We start from the raw sequence: 16,663 nt of genomic DNA, 5'->3' as shown, positions 1-16,663 counted from the left end.
AATGAAGGAAAATACACCAAGTCTCTGGGACCTCTATATCACATTTGTCAAGATTGGTGGATTCACCTTTGGAGGTGGGTTGGCAATGCTTCCCATGCTCCAGAAGGAAGTGGTGGAAAAACATCACTGGGCCACTGAAGATGATTTGCTTGATTGCTATGCCATCGGACAATGTACGCCTGGTATCATAGCAGTAAATACCGCTACCATGCTCGGTTATAGAAAAAGAGGAGTTCTGGGTGGCATTATCGCTACTTTTGGTGAAGTTACCCCTTCTCTGGTAATCATTACGGCACTATCTACCTTGCTCAATCAACTGCAGGGAAATGTGATTATGGATAGGGCTTTTGCGGGGATACGGGTGGCCGTTTGTGTCTTGATATTGCAGGCCATACTCAAGCTCTACAAGAAAAGCCTTGTAGATATTCCAACGATTCTTTTTTGTATTGCCACGATCATCTGTACTGTTTTTCTTGATTTTTCTCCAATCTGGTTCATCCTCATTGGTATTGCCTATGGGTTGATAATCCAGAAAATTAAACGGGGAAATGGGAAATGATACTTTTCAGTCTTTACTATGAATTTTTCAAGATTGGTTTGTTTTCCATCGGCGGGGGTCTTACGACCTTACCTTTTTTATATGATCTTGCCCAAACCCATCCTCTTTGGATCACGACCAAGGAAATTGCCGATATGGTTGCCATTTCGCAATCAACCCCTGGACCTATCGGAATCAACATGGCTACCTATGCAGGATATCTTGCAGCGGGACCATTAGGCGGTCTTATGGCTACCTTGGGAGAAATAAGTCCAAGTATCATCATTATCATAATCATTGCACGGTTTTTGAGTAAGTTTGACCAAAATCAATATGTCAAGGATGCCTTTTATGGCTTGCGAGCGGCTGTCATTGGCTTGATAGTATATGGTGGCTCAAAAGTAGCCATGATTACTCTTTTCCATGAATCCCAGCTTCAATACAAGGAAGCAGCGATGTTTATCGTACTTTTTGTGTTTGCTGAGAAATTCAAGAAGGTTCATCCACTGTTTTGGATTCTGATTGCTGCGGTGGCGGGGATTGTTTTTCAATTGTCTTGAGTTTGCTCAAGTATTCTTGGATGAGAACAGCTGGACTTTCCTTTCCCTGCAATTTAGCGAGTATGGTAAGTGCCCGGTCTTCTTGTTCTTTACGTTTCATCAAGAATTCAGCTTCTTTTTGGGCAACTGTATAAAATGCATTGTCATAGGCAAATTCCATGACACTTGCATGCAATACATAGTCTCCTGGGTCAAGTTGCAGGATATACTCATAGATATTCACTGCATCATCCATCTTTTTCAATCCGATAAGCGCAGAAGCCTTGGTTTTCAAAAATCGTAGATGAGCAGGAAAAGCCTTGAAAGAATTTTCACTCAACTCCAAGGCTTTTTCAAATTGCTTGTCGGCAAGCAAGGTGAGAATCTTATTATAGAGAACCTCACTATTGTTGCCATCGATGGCCAAGGCTCTATCGAAGGAGTACAAGGCCATCTCATATTCTCCATTATCCAGATACAATACTCCCAATTCTTGTAAAGCCTGCATACTCTTGCTATCAATTGCAGAATTGCTTACACAGGAGATAAAGAATAGAGAGAATAATATAATGGAAAATGCAAGTTTTTTCACCTTCCCAATACCGTTTGCTCGATTTCCTTGACTTGGGAACGATATAAATTGGTGATCGAAGCTCCATAGTCTGCAAGCAGTTGAATCATATTGCGAGGATTGTCAGCAGTATCCATGCCATTGAGCCTATCCCCTGCATCCCCAAGACCAGGAAGAATATACGCTGCTTCATTAAGCACAGGATCCATCCAAAGCGTATAGACCTCAGCACCTTCAATGGCCCTGCAAATTCTCAAGGATCCCTTCAGGGCACTGATGACATTGATGAATTTTACGGATTTGGGCTTGATATTGTTATCCTTGAGATACTTTACTATCGTTACAAGTGATCCACCAGTTGCATTCATGGGATCTGCAAAGATCAAATCCTTGCCATCCAACTCCTCAAGCTTGAAATAAGAGCGGTCAAGATCGAGAATATAATCCATGTTTGATTCTTTTTTCGTATCATCTCGTTTGATCTTGAAGAGAGCAAACGGGGTAACAAAATCATCAGCACTGTATTCCTGGATCTCCTTGCTAATGATCATGCTTGGAAGTAAGGCTCCTCGAAGCATGACACACATGACACTGTTGTGAATCAAGGAATCAACGTCAGGAATACGGTGCACCGCATAGTTTCTTACTGGGGATGTAACAGGAGTTTGGGTGATGATACTTCTTTTTCTGGGAAGGGCAGCATCGGCATACACATGGGAAAACAGCATTTCATAGGCCCTTTGAATAAAATACAAAAATTCCTCATGCTGGGTATTGGGAGATCTCAGTTTTGCAATAAGCCTGGATGCTTGTCCATGTTGTTCCTGGGGGGTCTCGAATGAATAGACATGGATTCCTGGTTCTTCGGAGCACACTTCCTTGAGATATTTCCCGATTTCAGCGGCACTGTCTACGATTCCCATACGGGCTTTTTCAAGTTTCAGGATATCAGTGGCACTTTCCAAGACTGCACAATGAGCCAGGGAATTCTTGTACAAGGAATCGACATGGGCAATCTTCTCTTTGTCTGATTCCTTGAGGAATCCATCAAGATCCGTTGCATGCAATACTATTTTATTCATTTAAAAACTTCTCCTGTTTATCTTCGCAAAATTTTACCTGAACTTTCTTTTTTACACAAGGAAAGAAACCTATATAATTCTGTTATCCTTTCACTGCGCCGGAAGTGACGCCCTTGATGAATTGTTTACTCATGAGCAAGTAAAGAACCAATACAGGAACCGCAGAAAGTGTCAAAACAGCAAGGACCTTGGACCAGTCTGTTTGATACTGACCGAATAGACGGGTAACTCCCAAAAGTAAGGTCTTGGATTTTTCATCATTGATGAAGATCAAGGGGAACCATAGGTCATTCCAAAAAGGAATGAGATTGTAAATTGCCACGGTAGCCAAGGCTGGTTTTATCAAAGGAACAATGATAAAGGAAAAGACCTTGAAGCGACTGGCCCCGTCTATGATTCCTGCCTCAACCAGTTCATGGGGTATTTCACGAATGAATTCAGTCAATACGAAAACTCCAATAGGTATTCCCATGGCAATATAAATTGGGGGAAGGGACCAGATAGTGTTGAGCAATCCAAGAAAACGCATTATTTCCAACAACCGAATTGAAGCTATCTTAATTGGAAGCATCATGCCGGCAATTAAAAAGAAATAGAAAAAACGAGAGAGTTTTCCTTTCCAGTTTGCCAAGGCATATCCTGCAAGGGAAGATATTACAGTCATGAAGAAGAGTGACAGCAATACAACCAAAAAGCTGTTCTTGAAATAAATGAGAAAATCACCATCCTTGATTACCGTACTATAATTTTGGAAATTCCATTTTTTGGGTATCCAAAAAGGATTCTCATAAATTGAAAGCCTTGTCTTGAAGGAATTGATAATCAAGACCCAGAGTGGAAAGAGGACAATCAAACACCAGATAACCATAACGACATGGCTAGGTATATGTCTGTTTTGCCTTCGCAACGATTGACCTTGTTTCACTTTATTCGCCTCCCTGAGTCTTCTTCAAGGTAGGAATGACTCCTACTAACAAAATGAAGAAAGTAATGGTTGCAATAGCTGCCCCAAGTCCAGGATCGGGAATACCGATCGGATGCTGTCCTGCAATTCCATAGCGATAAAAAAGTGTCCCTATAAGGTCGGTGGAATATCCCGGTGCCCCATTTACATTTTCCATGGCAAAGACTACATCAAAGGCATTGAAGTTGTTGACAAAGGTCAAAACAGCAATCATCCCGACAACTGGTCTAATGAGCGGAAGCTTGATTTTCCAGAATACCTGCCAGGAATTCGCTCCTTCAAGCTGGGCTGCTTGCAGACAATCCTCACTGATGTTTCTCAGGGCGGCAACGAACATCATCGTAGGAATTCCCATCCATTGCCAACAAGAGACCAGTGCCACGCAAGTAAGGGCTGTAGTTGTATTCCCGAGCCAGGGTTGTTTCAAGAAAGGAAGTCCTATCCTGACCAAAAAATCACCTGCCCAAACGGGGTTAAGCAACAATTTCCAAAGATACCCCGTTACCAATACGGCAAAAGTAGTGGGGATAAAGATAATTGTCTGGTAGATTTGCCTTCCTTTCATGGTCTGGTTGGTCAAAATTACGGCAAATAAAATGCCAAGACAATTCTGGAAAAGAAAATGAATGAGAAAAAAATACCAGGTATTTGCAAAGGCTCCCCAATATCTTTCTGAAATTATGGGATCAAAAAATAATTTCTTGAAATTTTCCAGACCTACAAAAGTCCGCCCTTGCCCAACATTTCCCGTATATAGACTCAGTCTAAGCGAATCCAATAGAGGAAAAGCCATAAAAATCACATAAAAAAACAAGGCGGGAAAGAGATATACCAGCCAATTCCATCCTTGTTGGTTTTTCTTGAAAATATTCTTTGATTTCATAGCATTTCCTTGAAAAGCAATGCCGGGAAGGGTAATCCCTCCCCGGTTAATAAATTGAATTACCTAAGGGCCTGAATGGAATCAGCAGCTTGTTTAGCAGTTATTTGGTGTTTCATGACTTTGATGACAGCCTGATCCATAGGTGCATACAAATCCATCAAGGCTGGCCAGACAAATCTGGCATCGGTTTCCTTTCCTGCGTTCAAGGCAAGGAATTCATTTGCATGAACATCATCCAGGGTGATATTGAACTTGATCATCGGGAAATATCCGCTTGGAAGATTCTTGCTGGCAGTGGTTGCCCCTTGTTCAGTACAAAGCCAAGTAAGGAAAGCCTTGGCCTCTTGTGGATGGGTAGTTGCCGTATTCATGGTTATTGCCATATCAGGATGGAAGCAAATCGCAGTCTTTTTGCCTGCAGGGGCTGGAATAGCAAAGACTCCCCATTGGAAGGAAGCATCCTTATATACTCCGGCAGTCCAACTACCATCAACAAACATGACTGCTTTTTGTGTGTTGAACAATATTTGGCTATCGTTATAGGTGACTGATTCAAAACCATCAGGACAATACTGTGCAACATCGGCCATTGCCTGGTAAGCGGCAATGAAGTTTGCATCATTGAGTTTCAGTTCCCCTGTTTCATATTTTACTCGCTGGGAGGCTCCACCGATATAGTTCGGTACCAAGCCAAGGAAGAAGGTCTCCAGAATATCCCATTCATCAGCCAGACCATTGGCTAGGGGAGTATACCCTTTTGCTTTTAATTTGGCGGAGAGTGAAAGGAATTCTTCCCAAGTTTGGGGAATGGAAAGTCCTTCTTTTTTAAAGATATCCTTATTGTAGTATACGGCATGGGATACTGCTGCAAACGGAACGGCAAACATCTTTCCATCAGCCATTTGCCAAGGGGCCCGATTTGATGCTGTAAAGTTTTCCATGAGTCCGGCAATTGAGGAACAATCATAGAAATAACCGGCATTGAATAATTCTTGACCTGCTGCATAGCTTCTTGCATACATAAGATCTGGTCCAGTCTTGCTGTCAAGTTGCAGTCGAAGGGTGGCATTGTAGTCTGGTGGATTGGTAGGCTGGAACTTGATAGTTACATTTGGAGCCATCTTTTTATATTCGGAAAGCAATTTATTCATTTGCTCGACGTCATCAGTTCGCCAAGAACCCATGGTAAGGACTACCTGGTCAGAGGCTGTGTCTTTTGTTCCTTGGGCTGTGAGTGGCACAACCAAGCCGAATAGCACAAGAAGAAGTACCGTGCAACGAAATGTCTTTTTCATGCGAAATCTCCTCTATGTGAAAACTCTATCCGTAAAAGAGTATACCACCGAAGCTTCTGGCTCGATAGGTATCTTTTCCCTGAATGTTTTTGCTAGTAAGGAAAAATAACTGATCTTTCCAAAAGCCCAAAAAAGCTTTTGCAAGATAGGCGACAAAAGGCTTTCTTTTTGTTAGAATGATACAATCTTCTGAATCGAGGTATACAATGAATCTAGTGTTTCTTGGCCCTCCGGGAGCAGGCAAAGGTACGATTGCTTCCCAGGCAAAAATCCATTATGACATTCCCCATATTTCAACGGGGGACTTGTTTCGCAACAATATCAAAAATGATACAGAGCTAGGAAAGCAGGTCAAGGCAATTCTTGCAAGTGGGAACCTGGTTCCTGATAGCGTTACCATTGCGATGGTAAAGGACCGTTTGGGTGAGGAAGATGCAAAGAAAGGATTCATTCTTGATGGTTTTCCGCGTACAATTGCCCAAGCCGATGCACTGAAACAGATGGCAGATCTTGACGCCGTTGTTAATTTTGTATTGAATAGGGAAGATATAATCAAGCGTCTTTCCGGAAGAAGAGTCTGCAAGAGTACGGGAAGGACCTATCATGTTTTGTTTGATCCCCCAAAAGTTGCGGGAATTGATGATGAAACAGGGGAGATGTTGATACAACGTGATGATGACAAGGAAGAAGCCATTGCAAATAGACTTGATGTCTATGAAAAACAAACAGAGCCTCTTATTGCCTATTACAGGGAAAAAGGTATCCTTTTTGATATTGATGCAAAGAAATCACCTGCAGAAGTCTTGGCATCCATGGTGAAAGTGCTAAAGAAATAGGGAATGAATTCTTTCATGAATTCCTATATAAGCGATTTGTTATCGATACTGGTGACAGATCGCTTTTATTATCGTTGCTGAGAAGACTTACTTTGGGCAAGAAGGTGTTCCAGTTCAGCTTCTTCGGCCAATTTTCCATTCCTTGCATAAAAATCAACCAGCTCAGCAAGCTTTTCGGCTTTTTCCTTGGTATTCATTCCTTTTTGCATTCTCCAGGACCAGTTATGGGGACCGCAGGTTGAAGGTGTATTCATCCTTGCTTCTGATCCCAGGGCAAGGATATCTTGCATGGGAAAAATTGCATATTTTGCATGACTTGCCATTATTGAGCGAATCATGCTCCATACCAATTCTGATTCATTGCAATTAAGGTATCGTTTTACCATATCCTTGTCATTCCAACAAAGAGAGTCATACCAGCCTTTTACCGTATCGTTGTCATGGGTTCCCGTATAGGCGACACTATCATAGGGATAGTTATGAGGAAGAAAGGTATCGTACGGATTTGGCCAATCAGCATGGTCACGAGAGAACCCGAATTGACAGATTCTCATTCCAGGGAAATTATTCTCATTCCTTAGTTTTTCAACTTCAGGTGTCATGAACCCAAGATCTTCAGCCAGAATGGGAACCTCTCCCAATTGTTTTCTGACTTCTTCAAAAAAATCCTTTCCCGGAGCCTTGGTCCAAATACCATGCTCAGCTGTTTTATCTCCATAAGGAACTTCCCAATATGATTCAAAACCTCGAAAATGATCGATACGCAAGATATCAATCTGATGAAACATGGCTTTTATACGTTGCATCCACCAATGGTAGTTGTCTTTTTTCATTTCTTGCCAGTCGTAGACTGGATTACCCCAAAGTTGTCCGGTAGCACAAAAACAGTCTGGAGGAACACCACTTACTCCTTTGTAGTGTCCATCCTGATCAGTCTTGAATAGTTCAAGGTGGCTCCAGGTATCAACGGAATCAGCGGCAACAAAAATTGGGATGTCTCCAATAATCGATATATCGTGTTCATTGGCATACTTTTTCAGTCTTTGCCATTGGGTTTCAAAGAAAAATTGAAGAACCTTCCAAATTTCTATCTGTTTTGGATACATGTCCTTTATTTTTTGCAAGGCCTGAGGCTTGCGATCTCCTTCATCCCTGTTCCAGACGCTGAACCAACGAGCATCCTGATAATGTTCGTAGATAACCATGAACAAGGCATAATCGTCCAACCAAAATGCATTTTTATTGCAAAAAGAATGGTAATCCTCTATTTCCTTGCCTTGGTCTATAAAAGTTTGAGCTGCCCTTTTCAAAAGAGGCATTTTCCAAGCTTCCACCATTGAATAATTTATTTTATCCTTGGGAAAAGGGGGTGGTGAAGCAATTTCTTCTTCTCTCAGATATCCCTTGGAGGCCAGTTCCTCAAGGGAGAGGAGTTGCTCATTTCCAGCAAAAGTTGAACGCGAAGCATACGGGGAATTTCCAAATCCCGTGGGACTTAATGGAAGCACCTGCCAAAGGCTGACTTTGGCAGATTGCAAGTAATCAACAAAATCATAGGCAGCAGCTCCAAGATCACCAATTCCATACAAAGAGGGAAGGGATGTCGGATGCATCAGAATTCCACAATATCTTCTGTCTATACTATTCATGTTTCTTCCTTTACCTTGCAAAGGGACTCACGGGTGATTATATTGAACGGAATTTCCATATGAGTGGAACCAAGGGAATCACCGTTGATCATTCGAAACAAGGCTTCTGCTGCCAAATACCCTTTTTCACCTGCTGGCTGGTCAACAGTTGTCAAGGCAGGGGAAATTATTTGTGCTTCATTTATATTGTCAAAACCAACAACAGAGATATCCTGGGGAACAAGAAAACCATGTTCCTTGAAATACAGTATGCAACCTATTGCTATGATATCGCTCATGGTAACCACTGCCGTGGGATTGGTTTTTAGTTTTGAGATAAGATGTCCTGTATGTTTGCCATCTTCTAATGTACATTCACTGACCATCTGGGTAATGGAATTGGTTTCATCGTACAAGGATAGTCCAAATTCATTGAAGGCACGTTCATATCCACGTTTTCTTCGCTTGGGTACGCTGGCCTCAAATTCATCGGAGTCAAAGGCATCTTCACTCATGCAAACCACAACGATTCTTCTATGTCCTTGTTCAAGCACCATTTTCATGATCATGTAGGCTGCTTGTTCATCCTGGATATTCACTGATGGCATTCCTTCAGAAGGAGCCCCGTCAATGGTGACAAAAGGTAGTTTTCTTATCTTCATAATCTTGACTATATCCATGCCCACTTGCATTCCCATTGTTATCAATCCGTCAACGGCAGCAGAGCGTACTGCATCGGTGATACTTTCGTTCAAGGGAGGTATCAACGTGAGAGTATAGCCATATTTTTGACAAACACTGCCGATTCCTTGGATTACTTGCAAGGTATAAGGATTTCGCATGGAATAATTGATAATCTGGGGTAAAAGGAATCCAATGCTTAGATGCCTTCTGAGAGAAAAGTTCCTTGCCATGGGATCCGGTATATACCCAAGCCTGTTGGCAGTGGAAATTATCATATCCCTTGCTTTCTTGCTGATTCTTGAAGGATCATTGAAGGCAAAAGAGACCGCAGTCTTGGAATATCCACTTTCCCTGGCTATATCTTTTATGGTTGGGCGTTTTTCTGTTTTGTTTTCATTTTGTTCCATTGTTAGTTCCTTTTCAGCACAAGGTACTGATAAGGGCCGATTATAAAGGGAGAAGGGGAAAGTTGCACGACTCTTTTGCTGAAAACTTCCGTATAAGACCCAAATGCCCTGGAATCAAACTGCACTTCCTTTTGATGTTCACTGAAATTGGCGAGTATCAAATGCTTTTTCCCTCTTTGCAGGACAATGACTGCTTGATCTGAATTTCCTATTATTCGTTCAATGGTATTACTGCAAAAATCCGATTCACTTGCCCTGTAGGCTGTAATCTCTTTCAATTTTTCAAATAATTCCATCGAAGGGGAGTTCTGTACGGCATTTGGTCCAACAGCATTCCAATCAAAGAAAGGTCTATGGATATTCCTGCTGTCTTCCTTGAGTCGTGGGTCATCCAAATAACTGTTATCATTCAGTTGCGCAATCTCATCGCCGCTATAGAGGACACAAATTCCTTTGCAAAAATACAAGAAGGAGTGAGCAAGCAATAAACGTTTGCGTGCCAATTCTTCTTGATATCGATCGTGGTCCAAAAGGGCTTTTTCAAGTCCACAAAGTGAAGCTGCCGTCCCGCAATTCCTGGCATCAAGATTTTTCTCATTGAATTCATACAGTTCACCTTTTGCAAAGGAACCGGGAAATGTTCCCTTATAAAAAGATATCAAGAACTGCTTGTGGCTGAATGGATCAAATCCCAGGTCTCGTAATTCCTGGTCTTCGATTCCCCAGCCAATATCATCATGACAACGCAGATAATTAACCCAACAAGCAGAAGGAGGTACCTCGGTTGGGAGATCGGAAAGGCATTTTTGCAACAGTCTGGTATCCCTGGTTGCAAGGGAATTCCACATTTGCACCATCAAGGAAACATTATAGAGCAAGTGGCATTCTGGAGCTTGCGAAGTGCCAAAATAAGCGGCGACTTCCCTGGGAGCCATGACTACTTCACCTTTGATGATGCAACACGGGGCAACTATTTCCAGGGCCAAGCGAAAAAGCCTGATAAGAGTATGCACTTGTACAAGATTCCTGCTGGAGGTTCCCCATTGTTTCCAAATATACGGAATTGCATCAAAACGGAACACCTCGACACCGAGATTTGCCAAGTACAGGACATTATCGATCATGGACAGGCAAACTTCAGGATTCGCATAGTTCAAGTCCCATTGAAAATGATTGAAGGTAGTCATCACATAGGTATTTGCATCTTCAAGGTATGTAAAATTACCTGGAACCTTCTGGGGAAATACTTCTGGAGTCGTCGCTTCATAGGCATCGACCTTCGCCTTGTCAGAAACAAAGAAATATCGCTTTTGAGCCGAAGCATCCCCCTTTTTAGCTTCCAATGCCCATGTATGAGTATCAGCTGTATGGTTCAGGACAAAATCAAGACAAATACTTATTCCTTGTGACCGACAGGCAGTAGTAAGTTCCCTGAAATCTTCAGTCGTCCCGAATTTTGGATCAAAAGAGGTAAAATCTTCTACTGCATAGCCACCGTCATTGTAAATCTTCGGCATCTTGTTACAAGGCATAAGATGCAGATACTTGACATTGCAAGACGCAAGGTAGGGGATTTTATCGATAAGTCCCCGAAAAGTCTTGTTGAATTTTTCTGTATAGAGCATCTGTCCGGTCATATTCCCGTCAAGATACCAATTTTGATTCACCAATCTGGTTTCATCAAGCAGTCTCAATTCCTTTGGCCGTTGGGCAAATCGTTGCCTAAGCATATCAGAAAATTTCTCACTGATAGTTTCGCTGTATAAGCTAGCCAAAAGGTGGGAAATTTCCTGATTATGTTCGGAAAGTCTACTTGAAAATGAAGATTCCATATGATTTTAACTCTTTATTGCACCATCACTGATGCCTTTTACTATAAATTTCTGCAAGAACAAATACACGATGACTATAGGGATGATGGAAATGAAGACCGCGGGAAATATCAGTTGCCAAGGATTTCCGTACTGCCCGGAAGTAATTTTTGCAAAATACAGTTCAAGTACGAGAGTTTTCGTATTGCTATTGCCGATGACAAGGAAGGGAAGAAGATAATCGTTCCAGATCCACATGGAATTGAGAACAACTACCGTAACGGTAATGGATTTAAGCAATGGCATTACTACCAGCCCATACATTTGAAAGATATTGCAACCATCAATGGTGGCAGCTTCCTCTACGCCTTTGGGAACTCCCTTTACAAATCCATGATAGAGAAAAACTGACATGGAAAGCCCAAAGCCTCCATACATAAAAACAAGGCCAATGGCATTTTTCAATCCAAGATCATCAAAGAATTGTATCAGAGGATACATGATAGCCTGGAAGGGAATCAGCATGGCTGCAACAAAGCACATAAATACTAGATTTGAGGCCTTTCCCTTATTGCGAACCATCATCCAGGCAGCAAGGCTACTTACCAAGACTATTAGCAGAACAGAACTTGCTGTGATAAGCGTTGTTGTGCCTACCGCCTTGAAGAAATGAATCTCTGATATTGCATTGAGAATGTATTGCATGGAAAGCGTTGTGGGCAAGGCAAGGGGATTTGCAATTATCTCATCCTGACCCTTGAACGAGTTTACGAACAATATCCAAAGGGGAGCCAGGGTGTAAAGGGCAAGAAGAAACAGGACAACATAGAGAATACCAAGATCAATCTTCTTTTTCCTGAAATAACTTGTATTCATTGTTGATGAATTTTTGGCTAGGGTTTGTTTCATACCTTACATCTCCAATTCTTTTTTCTTGGTGATTGCCACTTGAGTCAAGGTTATTCCGGCAATAACGATAAAAAATATGACAGCCTGTGCCTGTGCTTTTCCATAATTAGGAGGTGAAGTATCTTTTATAGTCCTCAGAATCTGCATTGCAAGCATTCGGGTATTGAATTCTCCATTGGTCAAGGCGACGTTCTGGTCAAGTAACTTGAAACTGTTTGCCAAGGTCATGAAAAAAACAATCGTAAAGGAAGGCATGAGCATTGGAATGGTAATCTTGCGAAAAGAGTGCCAATAAGACGATCCATCGATGCTGGCAGCCTCATAATAATCGGAGCTAATGGTGTTGAGACCTGCAACGTAGATAATCATCATATAGCCTGCATATTGCCAGGTATTGAGAATAGCCAAGGCAAATAGGGCTTTTGTTGAATTCTGTGTCATATAACGCAAGGCTTCGATATGCCATCCAGTTGGTGAAAATAAAATATCAGTAAAGATTATCTGAAAGACAAACTGCCAAATGAAACCCAGGGCAAGACCACCCAACATATTGGGTAAAAAGAAAACGGTTCGGAGTAATCCTGAACCTTTAGAGATCTTGGTGAGCATCAAGGCAAGGGCCAAAGCCATGAAATTAATAAAAATTACCGCAACAATAGTATATTCAACAGTATATACAAGTGCTTTGATAAAGCGTTGGTCAGAAAAAGCCTCCTTGTAATTTTCAAAACCCACGAAGGAATTAAGCAGGCTTTTGGCCCTGGTTCCTGTCTGGGCATCAAAATAATACGTTCCTCTCCAGGCTAAAAAGGAGTTTATCACTCCCATGATAAAAGGGTAGAAGATAACCAAGGCAAATAGGAAAAGTGAAGGGAACACCAGTGGCCAAAACCATTTTTTATAGATATTCATGCGACCTCCTTTTTAAAAACAGGGTCGGAAAATTCCGACCCCGATAGAATCGTTGTCTTCTAGTTCTTCATTTCGATCCATTTTTGGATGGCGTAATTTGCAATGTCATTGTAATCAGCTTCAGTCCAAGTTTTCTTTGTAAGATAGCTTTCCTTCAGTTTCAAACCAACAACATCTCCGCTCCAAGAAGCAGGTGACCCATTGTATGGGGCTCCAAGGATATTCCCGGAATCAATGTAACTGATAATTGAATTACCGAGGCTATTGGGAACCGTAGTTGTCTTGGGGTCGGCATTGTAAGGAATGAAGGCAAATTCATCAACCAAGTAATGCTTTCCTGTTGTGCTATTGTTCAACCAATACAAGAAGGCTTCTGCCTTTTGTTTGTCGGCATCACTGGCCAAGGCATTGATTGCATAGTAATTGGGAACGAATACAGGAATTGAACTATTCAGTTTTGCAACAGTCATTCCATCAGTCCGTTTGATATCCTCTGGTTTGAAAGGCATCTTTACGGGAAGGAAAACCAGTCGTTTTGCCATATCCGCATTGAGATTCTGTATATTGCCGAATGCCCAGTTTCCTTGCTTGAGGAAAACGGCTTTGTTCTCAGCAAAAATCTGGATGGCTTGGTCGTAACCGAAGTTGGCGCTGGAAACAAAGTCCTGGCCTCTTTCGGCAGGTCCTTTGAGCCCTGCAAGATAACTTGTCTTTAAATCCAAGGCCTTGGCATAATCAAGCAAGGCGCCCTTGGCGCTTTCAACTTTTGCATTATCTGCCTTGTTTGCATCAAGTTCACTGGTGAAAACGGCATTGAGAGCAATGTTTATGAAATGGTCGCCATAAGTCCATTTCTCTGATCCCATAACTGAGAAAACACCGTTAAGATTGGCACTGAGGGTTCCTTTTTTAGTTGCAAAGGTATAGGTTTTGCCATTGAGCGTAACAGATAAGGCTGAAGGTGCCTTGATCCAAGCATCAGTTGTCTTTATCAGGTTTGCCCATTCATCATAGGAAGCAGCCTTGATATCCGAGATAACTGCATCAATCTTGTCAGAACCAAAAAATTCGCCCAATAATTGCTTGTCGACAATATACCCATAACCTTCTACGTTATAGGGAACACCATAACTTGTAATACCGTCTGTGGTGAGTCGTAGGGACTGAGGTATGGCTTTGGCCATTTTCCCGAAATCCCCGGTTTTTACCGTATTCAGATCCAATGCAAAACCACCTTGGGTCCATTCTGCAAGTTCCTTGATACCCTGAACGGAAAAAACAGTAGGCATATCCTTGCTGTTCATCTCGGAACGAAGGGTCTCCATATGGTCCTGGCCACTTCCGATAGAAAAATTCTTGACCCTGACGCCGGTTTCTTTTTCATATGCAGCACACATTGCTGCAAACTGGGTGGCATTTTCACCTTTGGAATTGTAGACATAAATGTCATATCCACGATCTGCTTCCTGTGTGCCATTTGCAAAAGCCATAGTGCCAATAAGTAACAGGAATACGAACAAAAAGGCTAAACTCTTTTTCATTGCTTTCTCCTTTAGTGATTGAAAAAAAACATTCAACTGATTATCTTGTGAAAAAATCTGCTTGATTCCACTAAGCCCAACGTGTAGTATAAAATAATACTAAACCGGTTTTCTAAACCAGTCAACTAATTTTTTTAAAGAATTTTTTAACCAAGGAAGGTTGCCATGAAAGATAATTGGAAATGCGAAGTAGACAGCATGGTTTCAAGCCAATATGTCTATCCTTTATATCCCAAGAAAGGGAATACGGTGACGTTACGAATCAAACTGCCCTCCAATATGGAAAGAGTTACCGTTTTCCTCATGGCCTATGTTTCAGGAGAGTTTTTGAGAGTCCCCTGTACTTTCCAACAACCATATTACGGGGTTGCCGAAATTGACATGCCCGAAAAAGAAGATCTCTTCTGGTACTTCGCCTTGGTCCTTGAAAAAAAAGCCTACTACTATAGCCAACTTGGTCTGACAGGTTCTGTACCTTCCCTGATGGATAGTTTTCGCCTGATAGCGGACCTTCAGATTGCAAGTTGGGTTTCCAGCGCCACCTGCTATCAAATATTTCCGGATAGATTCAAAAATGGAGATCCTTCCTGTGGGGCGAAAGAGGGACAATATATGTTTGATGGCGGAAAGGTCACCACTCATGCCTTTACAGAAAGACCCCTGGACTTTGAACAAGGCCGTTGCCTGGACTTTTTTAATGGGGATTTGAAAGGCATCGCTGATTCCTTGGATCATTTCAAGGAGATTGGCGTTGATACGCTGTACTTGAACCCAATCGGAGTATCGCGGACCACCCATCGCTATGATTGTTGTGATTTTTTCCATATTGATGAAAAACTTGGTGGAGATGAGGCCTTTGCTCAATTGTGCCAGAAGCTTCATGAGCATGGCATGAAAATCATCATTGATATATCGATCAATCATACAGGCACTGAACATCCTTGGTTGAAAAAAGCAAAGGAAGATACCAAGAGTCCAGAAGCTTCATACTACTACACTCTTTCTGATGGCTCTATTGCTTGTTGGCAAGATGTCCCGACCTTGCCTCAATTGAATTATACTAGCAAGGACTTACGGATTTTGATGTATCAGGGTAAGGAAAGTGCCATGAGAATCTTTCTTCGGGAGCCCTACAATCAAGATGGCTGGCGACTGGATGTCGCCAACGAAGTGGGTAGGGCGTGGAAAAGATCAACTTTGCCATGAAATCTGGCAGGAGGTACGCTCAGCGGTAAAACAGGAAAACCCCGAGGCTTATCTGGTAGGGGAGAACTGGGCTGATGCTTCTTCTTATCTACAAGGGGACCAGTGGGATGGCACCATGAATTATTTGGGATGTTCGAGACCTCTACGTTCCTGGATGGGAGAAACTGACAGATTCCTATGCAGTGGGTGGGGACACAGCCCTGAACCGACCACTTGCTATACAGGATTTGAATTGGCTCAGGCCTTGCAAAGTCAATTGGCAAGTATTCCTGCCCAGATGTGGTATCAACAGTTCAATCTTTTGGATAGCCACGATACCCCGCGTCTTCATAACAACACGGATATATTTGAATGGGACGTCTACAGTGGTTGCGTAATACTGATGTATTTGCTTCCTGGTATGCCAAATATATATTATGGGGATGAAATAGGACTGGCTGGTCCCTATGGTTCTGTTGAAGCTTCACGCTATCCGATGCAATGGAATAAGGCTACCTGGGATGAACGCTTTCTTTCCTTGTATGCATGGCTGGGAACCCTTCGCAAAGAATATGCCGATCTCTTGTCAACTGGAAGTTGGAAAATAGTATATACAGATGAAGAAACCTTCTGTTTTGCCCGGTATAATGGAAAACAGGCTTTGCTGGAATACTCAATAGAGCAGTAAATTCCAAAGTATTGGATATTCCAAACCAAATTCTTATGATTACAAAGATTGTTGGACAGACACCTGCTTTTCTTTCTGAAAATACCATACGTATTGATTTAGCACCAAAGCAAAATTGTCTTCTTGAGTGTGTATGTTTTTAAATTGTTTTTTTTCTTACATATGTAATGGTTATAACCATAGGATTGCA

At 42.0% G+C, this 16,663-nt stretch carries 16 protein-coding genes; 5 read left to right on the top strand and 11 right to left on the bottom strand.

Features of this window, described 5'->3' with window-relative positions; genetic code table 11:
- The first annotated feature begins 1 nt into the window (after position 1).
- Positions 2-559 (top strand): chromate transporter, encoded by a 558-nt coding sequence (locus ACHZBG_RS10085; protein WP_320129335.1) that lies wholly within the window; start codon positions 2-4, stop codon positions 557-559.
- Entirely contained in the window at positions 556-1,098 is a 543-nt protein-coding gene (locus tag ACHZBG_RS10080; protein WP_320129334.1) for a chromate transporter, read from the top strand. The genes ACHZBG_RS10085 and ACHZBG_RS10080 overlap by 4 nt, the downstream gene beginning before the upstream one ends.
- Here the strand turns inward: ACHZBG_RS10080 and ACHZBG_RS10075 are convergent.
- From ACHZBG_RS10075 to ACHZBG_RS10055, 5 genes are all read right to left on the bottom strand, one after another.
- Positions 1,028-1,669, bottom strand: coding sequence for a tetratricopeptide repeat protein (locus ACHZBG_RS10075; protein ID WP_320129333.1), 642 nt, complete (start codon positions 1,667-1,669; stop codon positions 1,028-1,030). The genes ACHZBG_RS10080 and ACHZBG_RS10075 overlap by 71 nt on opposite strands.
- Positions 1,666-2,730: a uracil phosphoribosyltransferase gene (locus ACHZBG_RS10070; RefSeq protein WP_320129332.1), complete on the bottom strand. Its 1,065-nt coding sequence runs from the start codon at positions 2,728-2,730 to the stop codon at positions 1,666-1,668. Before ACHZBG_RS10070 ends, ACHZBG_RS10075 begins: the two co-directional genes overlap by 4 nt.
- A gap of 82 nt (positions 2,731-2,812) precedes the next feature.
- Complete coding sequence (locus ACHZBG_RS10065) at positions 2,813-3,598, bottom strand: carbohydrate ABC transporter permease (RefSeq protein WP_320129402.1); 786 nt, start codon at positions 3,596-3,598, stop codon at positions 2,813-2,815.
- Positions 3,599-3,656: 58 nt separating this feature from the next.
- Positions 3,657-4,577 carry a sugar ABC transporter permease gene (locus ACHZBG_RS10060; protein WP_320129331.1) on the bottom strand — a complete coding sequence of 307 codons (921 nt, stop codon included), beginning with the start codon at positions 4,575-4,577 and terminating at the stop codon, positions 3,657-3,659.
- 59 nt (positions 4,578-4,636) lie between these two features.
- A complete protein-coding gene (locus ACHZBG_RS10055) occupies positions 4,637-5,872 on the bottom strand; it encodes an extracellular solute-binding protein (protein ID WP_320129330.1) in 1,236 nt (411 codons plus the stop codon).
- A 206-nt stretch (positions 5,873-6,078) separates the two neighbouring features.
- Between ACHZBG_RS10055 and ACHZBG_RS10050 the strand changes: the two genes are divergently transcribed.
- Positions 6,079-6,708, top strand: a complete 630-nt coding sequence (locus ACHZBG_RS10050; RefSeq protein WP_320129329.1) for an adenylate kinase — start codon at positions 6,079-6,081, stop codon at positions 6,706-6,708.
- A gap of 68 nt (positions 6,709-6,776) precedes the next feature.
- Here ACHZBG_RS10050 and malQ read toward each other — a convergent pair whose 3' ends face one another.
- Genes malQ through ACHZBG_RS10020 form a run of 6 tightly spaced genes read right to left on the bottom strand, consistent with a single transcriptional unit; the run spans position 6,777 to position 14,600 of the window.
- Positions 6,777-8,357 carry a 4-alpha-glucanotransferase gene (gene malQ / locus ACHZBG_RS10045; protein ID WP_320129328.1) on the bottom strand — a complete coding sequence of 527 codons (1,581 nt, stop codon included), beginning with the start codon at positions 8,355-8,357 and terminating at the stop codon, positions 6,777-6,779.
- Positions 8,354-9,427, bottom strand: coding sequence for a LacI family DNA-binding transcriptional regulator (locus ACHZBG_RS10040; protein WP_320129327.1), 1,074 nt, complete (start codon positions 9,425-9,427; stop codon positions 8,354-8,356). The genes malQ and ACHZBG_RS10040 overlap by 4 nt, the downstream gene beginning before the upstream one ends.
- Before the next feature lie 2 nt (positions 9,428-9,429).
- Entirely contained in the window at positions 9,430-11,259 is a 1,830-nt protein-coding gene (locus ACHZBG_RS10035) for an alpha-amylase family glycosyl hydrolase (RefSeq protein WP_320129326.1), read from the bottom strand.
- Between the two features lie 6 nt (positions 11,260-11,265).
- Positions 11,266-12,147 (bottom strand): carbohydrate ABC transporter permease, encoded by an 882-nt coding sequence (locus ACHZBG_RS10030; protein ID WP_320129325.1) that lies wholly within the window; start codon positions 12,145-12,147, stop codon positions 11,266-11,268.
- 3 nt (positions 12,148-12,150) lie between these two features.
- Entirely contained in the window at positions 12,151-13,059 is a 909-nt protein-coding gene (locus ACHZBG_RS10025) for a sugar ABC transporter permease (RefSeq protein WP_320129324.1), read from the bottom strand.
- A 59-nt stretch (positions 13,060-13,118) separates the two neighbouring features.
- Positions 13,119-14,600 (bottom strand): extracellular solute-binding protein, encoded by a 1,482-nt coding sequence (locus ACHZBG_RS10020; RefSeq protein WP_320129323.1) that lies wholly within the window; start codon positions 14,598-14,600, stop codon positions 13,119-13,121.
- 165 nt (positions 14,601-14,765) lie between these two features.
- On the opposite strand from ACHZBG_RS10020, the gene ACHZBG_RS10015 reads away from it, so the two are divergent.
- Both ACHZBG_RS10015 and ACHZBG_RS10010 read left to right on the top strand, forming a co-directional pair.
- A complete protein-coding gene (locus ACHZBG_RS10015; protein ID WP_320129322.1) occupies positions 14,766-15,806 on the top strand; it encodes an alpha-amylase family glycosyl hydrolase in 1,041 nt (346 codons plus the stop codon).
- Entirely contained in the window at positions 15,757-16,473 is a 717-nt protein-coding gene (locus tag ACHZBG_RS10010) for an alpha-amylase family glycosyl hydrolase (RefSeq protein ID WP_320129321.1), read from the top strand. The genes ACHZBG_RS10015 and ACHZBG_RS10010 overlap by 50 nt, the downstream gene beginning before the upstream one ends.
- The last annotated feature ends 190 nt before the right edge of the window (positions 16,474-16,663 follow it).

It is taken from the genome of uncultured Sphaerochaeta sp. (genome assembly GCF_963676625.2).
Classification (GTDB): domain Bacteria; phylum Spirochaetota; class Spirochaetia; order Sphaerochaetales; family Sphaerochaetaceae; genus Sphaerochaeta.
Note: the sequence above shows the minus strand (reverse complement) of the source record. Positions and strands in the feature narration are given on the sequence as shown.

Bases quoted from the DNA above. Each gene is read 5' to 3' on its own strand.
- ACHZBG_RS10085 (WP_320129335.1), top strand. From the start codon at position 2: ATGAAGGAAAATACACCAAGTCTCTGGGACCTCTATATCACATTTGTC.
- ACHZBG_RS10080 (WP_320129334.1), top strand. From the start codon at position 556: ATGATACTTTTCAGTCTTTACTATGAATTTTTCAAGATTGGTTTGTTT.
- ACHZBG_RS10070 (WP_320129332.1), bottom strand. From the start codon at position 2,730: ATGAATAAAATAGTATTGCATGCAACGGATCTTGATGGATTCCTCAAG.
- ACHZBG_RS10065 (WP_320129402.1), bottom strand. From the start codon at position 3,598: ATGGTTATCTGGTGTTTGATTGTCCTCTTTCCACTCTGGGTCTTGATT.
- ACHZBG_RS10060 (WP_320129331.1), bottom strand. From the start codon at position 4,577: ATGAAATCAAAGAATATTTTCAAGAAAAACCAACAAGGATGGAATTGG.
- ACHZBG_RS10055 (WP_320129330.1), bottom strand. From the start codon at position 5,872: ATGAAAAAGACATTTCGTTGCACGGTACTTCTTCTTGTGCTATTCGGC.
- ACHZBG_RS10050 (WP_320129329.1), top strand. From the start codon at position 6,079: ATGAATCTAGTGTTTCTTGGCCCTCCGGGAGCAGGCAAAGGTACGATT.
- malQ (WP_320129328.1), bottom strand. From the start codon at position 8,357: ATGAATAGTATAGACAGAAGATATTGTGGAATTCTGATGCATCCGACA.
- ACHZBG_RS10040 (WP_320129327.1), bottom strand. From the start codon at position 9,427: ATGGAACAAAATGAAAACAAAACAGAAAAACGCCCAACCATAAAAGAT.
- ACHZBG_RS10035 (WP_320129326.1), bottom strand. From the start codon at position 11,259: ATGGAATCTTCATTTTCAAGTAGACTTTCCGAACATAATCAGGAAATT.
- ACHZBG_RS10030 (WP_320129325.1), bottom strand. From the start codon at position 12,147: ATGAAACAAACCCTAGCCAAAAATTCATCAACAATGAATACAAGTTAT.
- ACHZBG_RS10025 (WP_320129324.1), bottom strand. From the start codon at position 13,059: ATGAATATCTATAAAAAATGGTTTTGGCCACTGGTGTTCCCTTCACTT.
- ACHZBG_RS10020 (WP_320129323.1), bottom strand. From the start codon at position 14,600: ATGAAAAAGAGTTTAGCCTTTTTGTTCGTATTCCTGTTACTTATTGGC.
- ACHZBG_RS10015 (WP_320129322.1), top strand. From the start codon at position 14,766: ATGAAAGATAATTGGAAATGCGAAGTAGACAGCATGGTTTCAAGCCAA.
- ACHZBG_RS10010 (WP_320129321.1), top strand. From the start codon at position 15,757: ATGTCGCCAACGAAGTGGGTAGGGCGTGGAAAAGATCAACTTTGCCAT.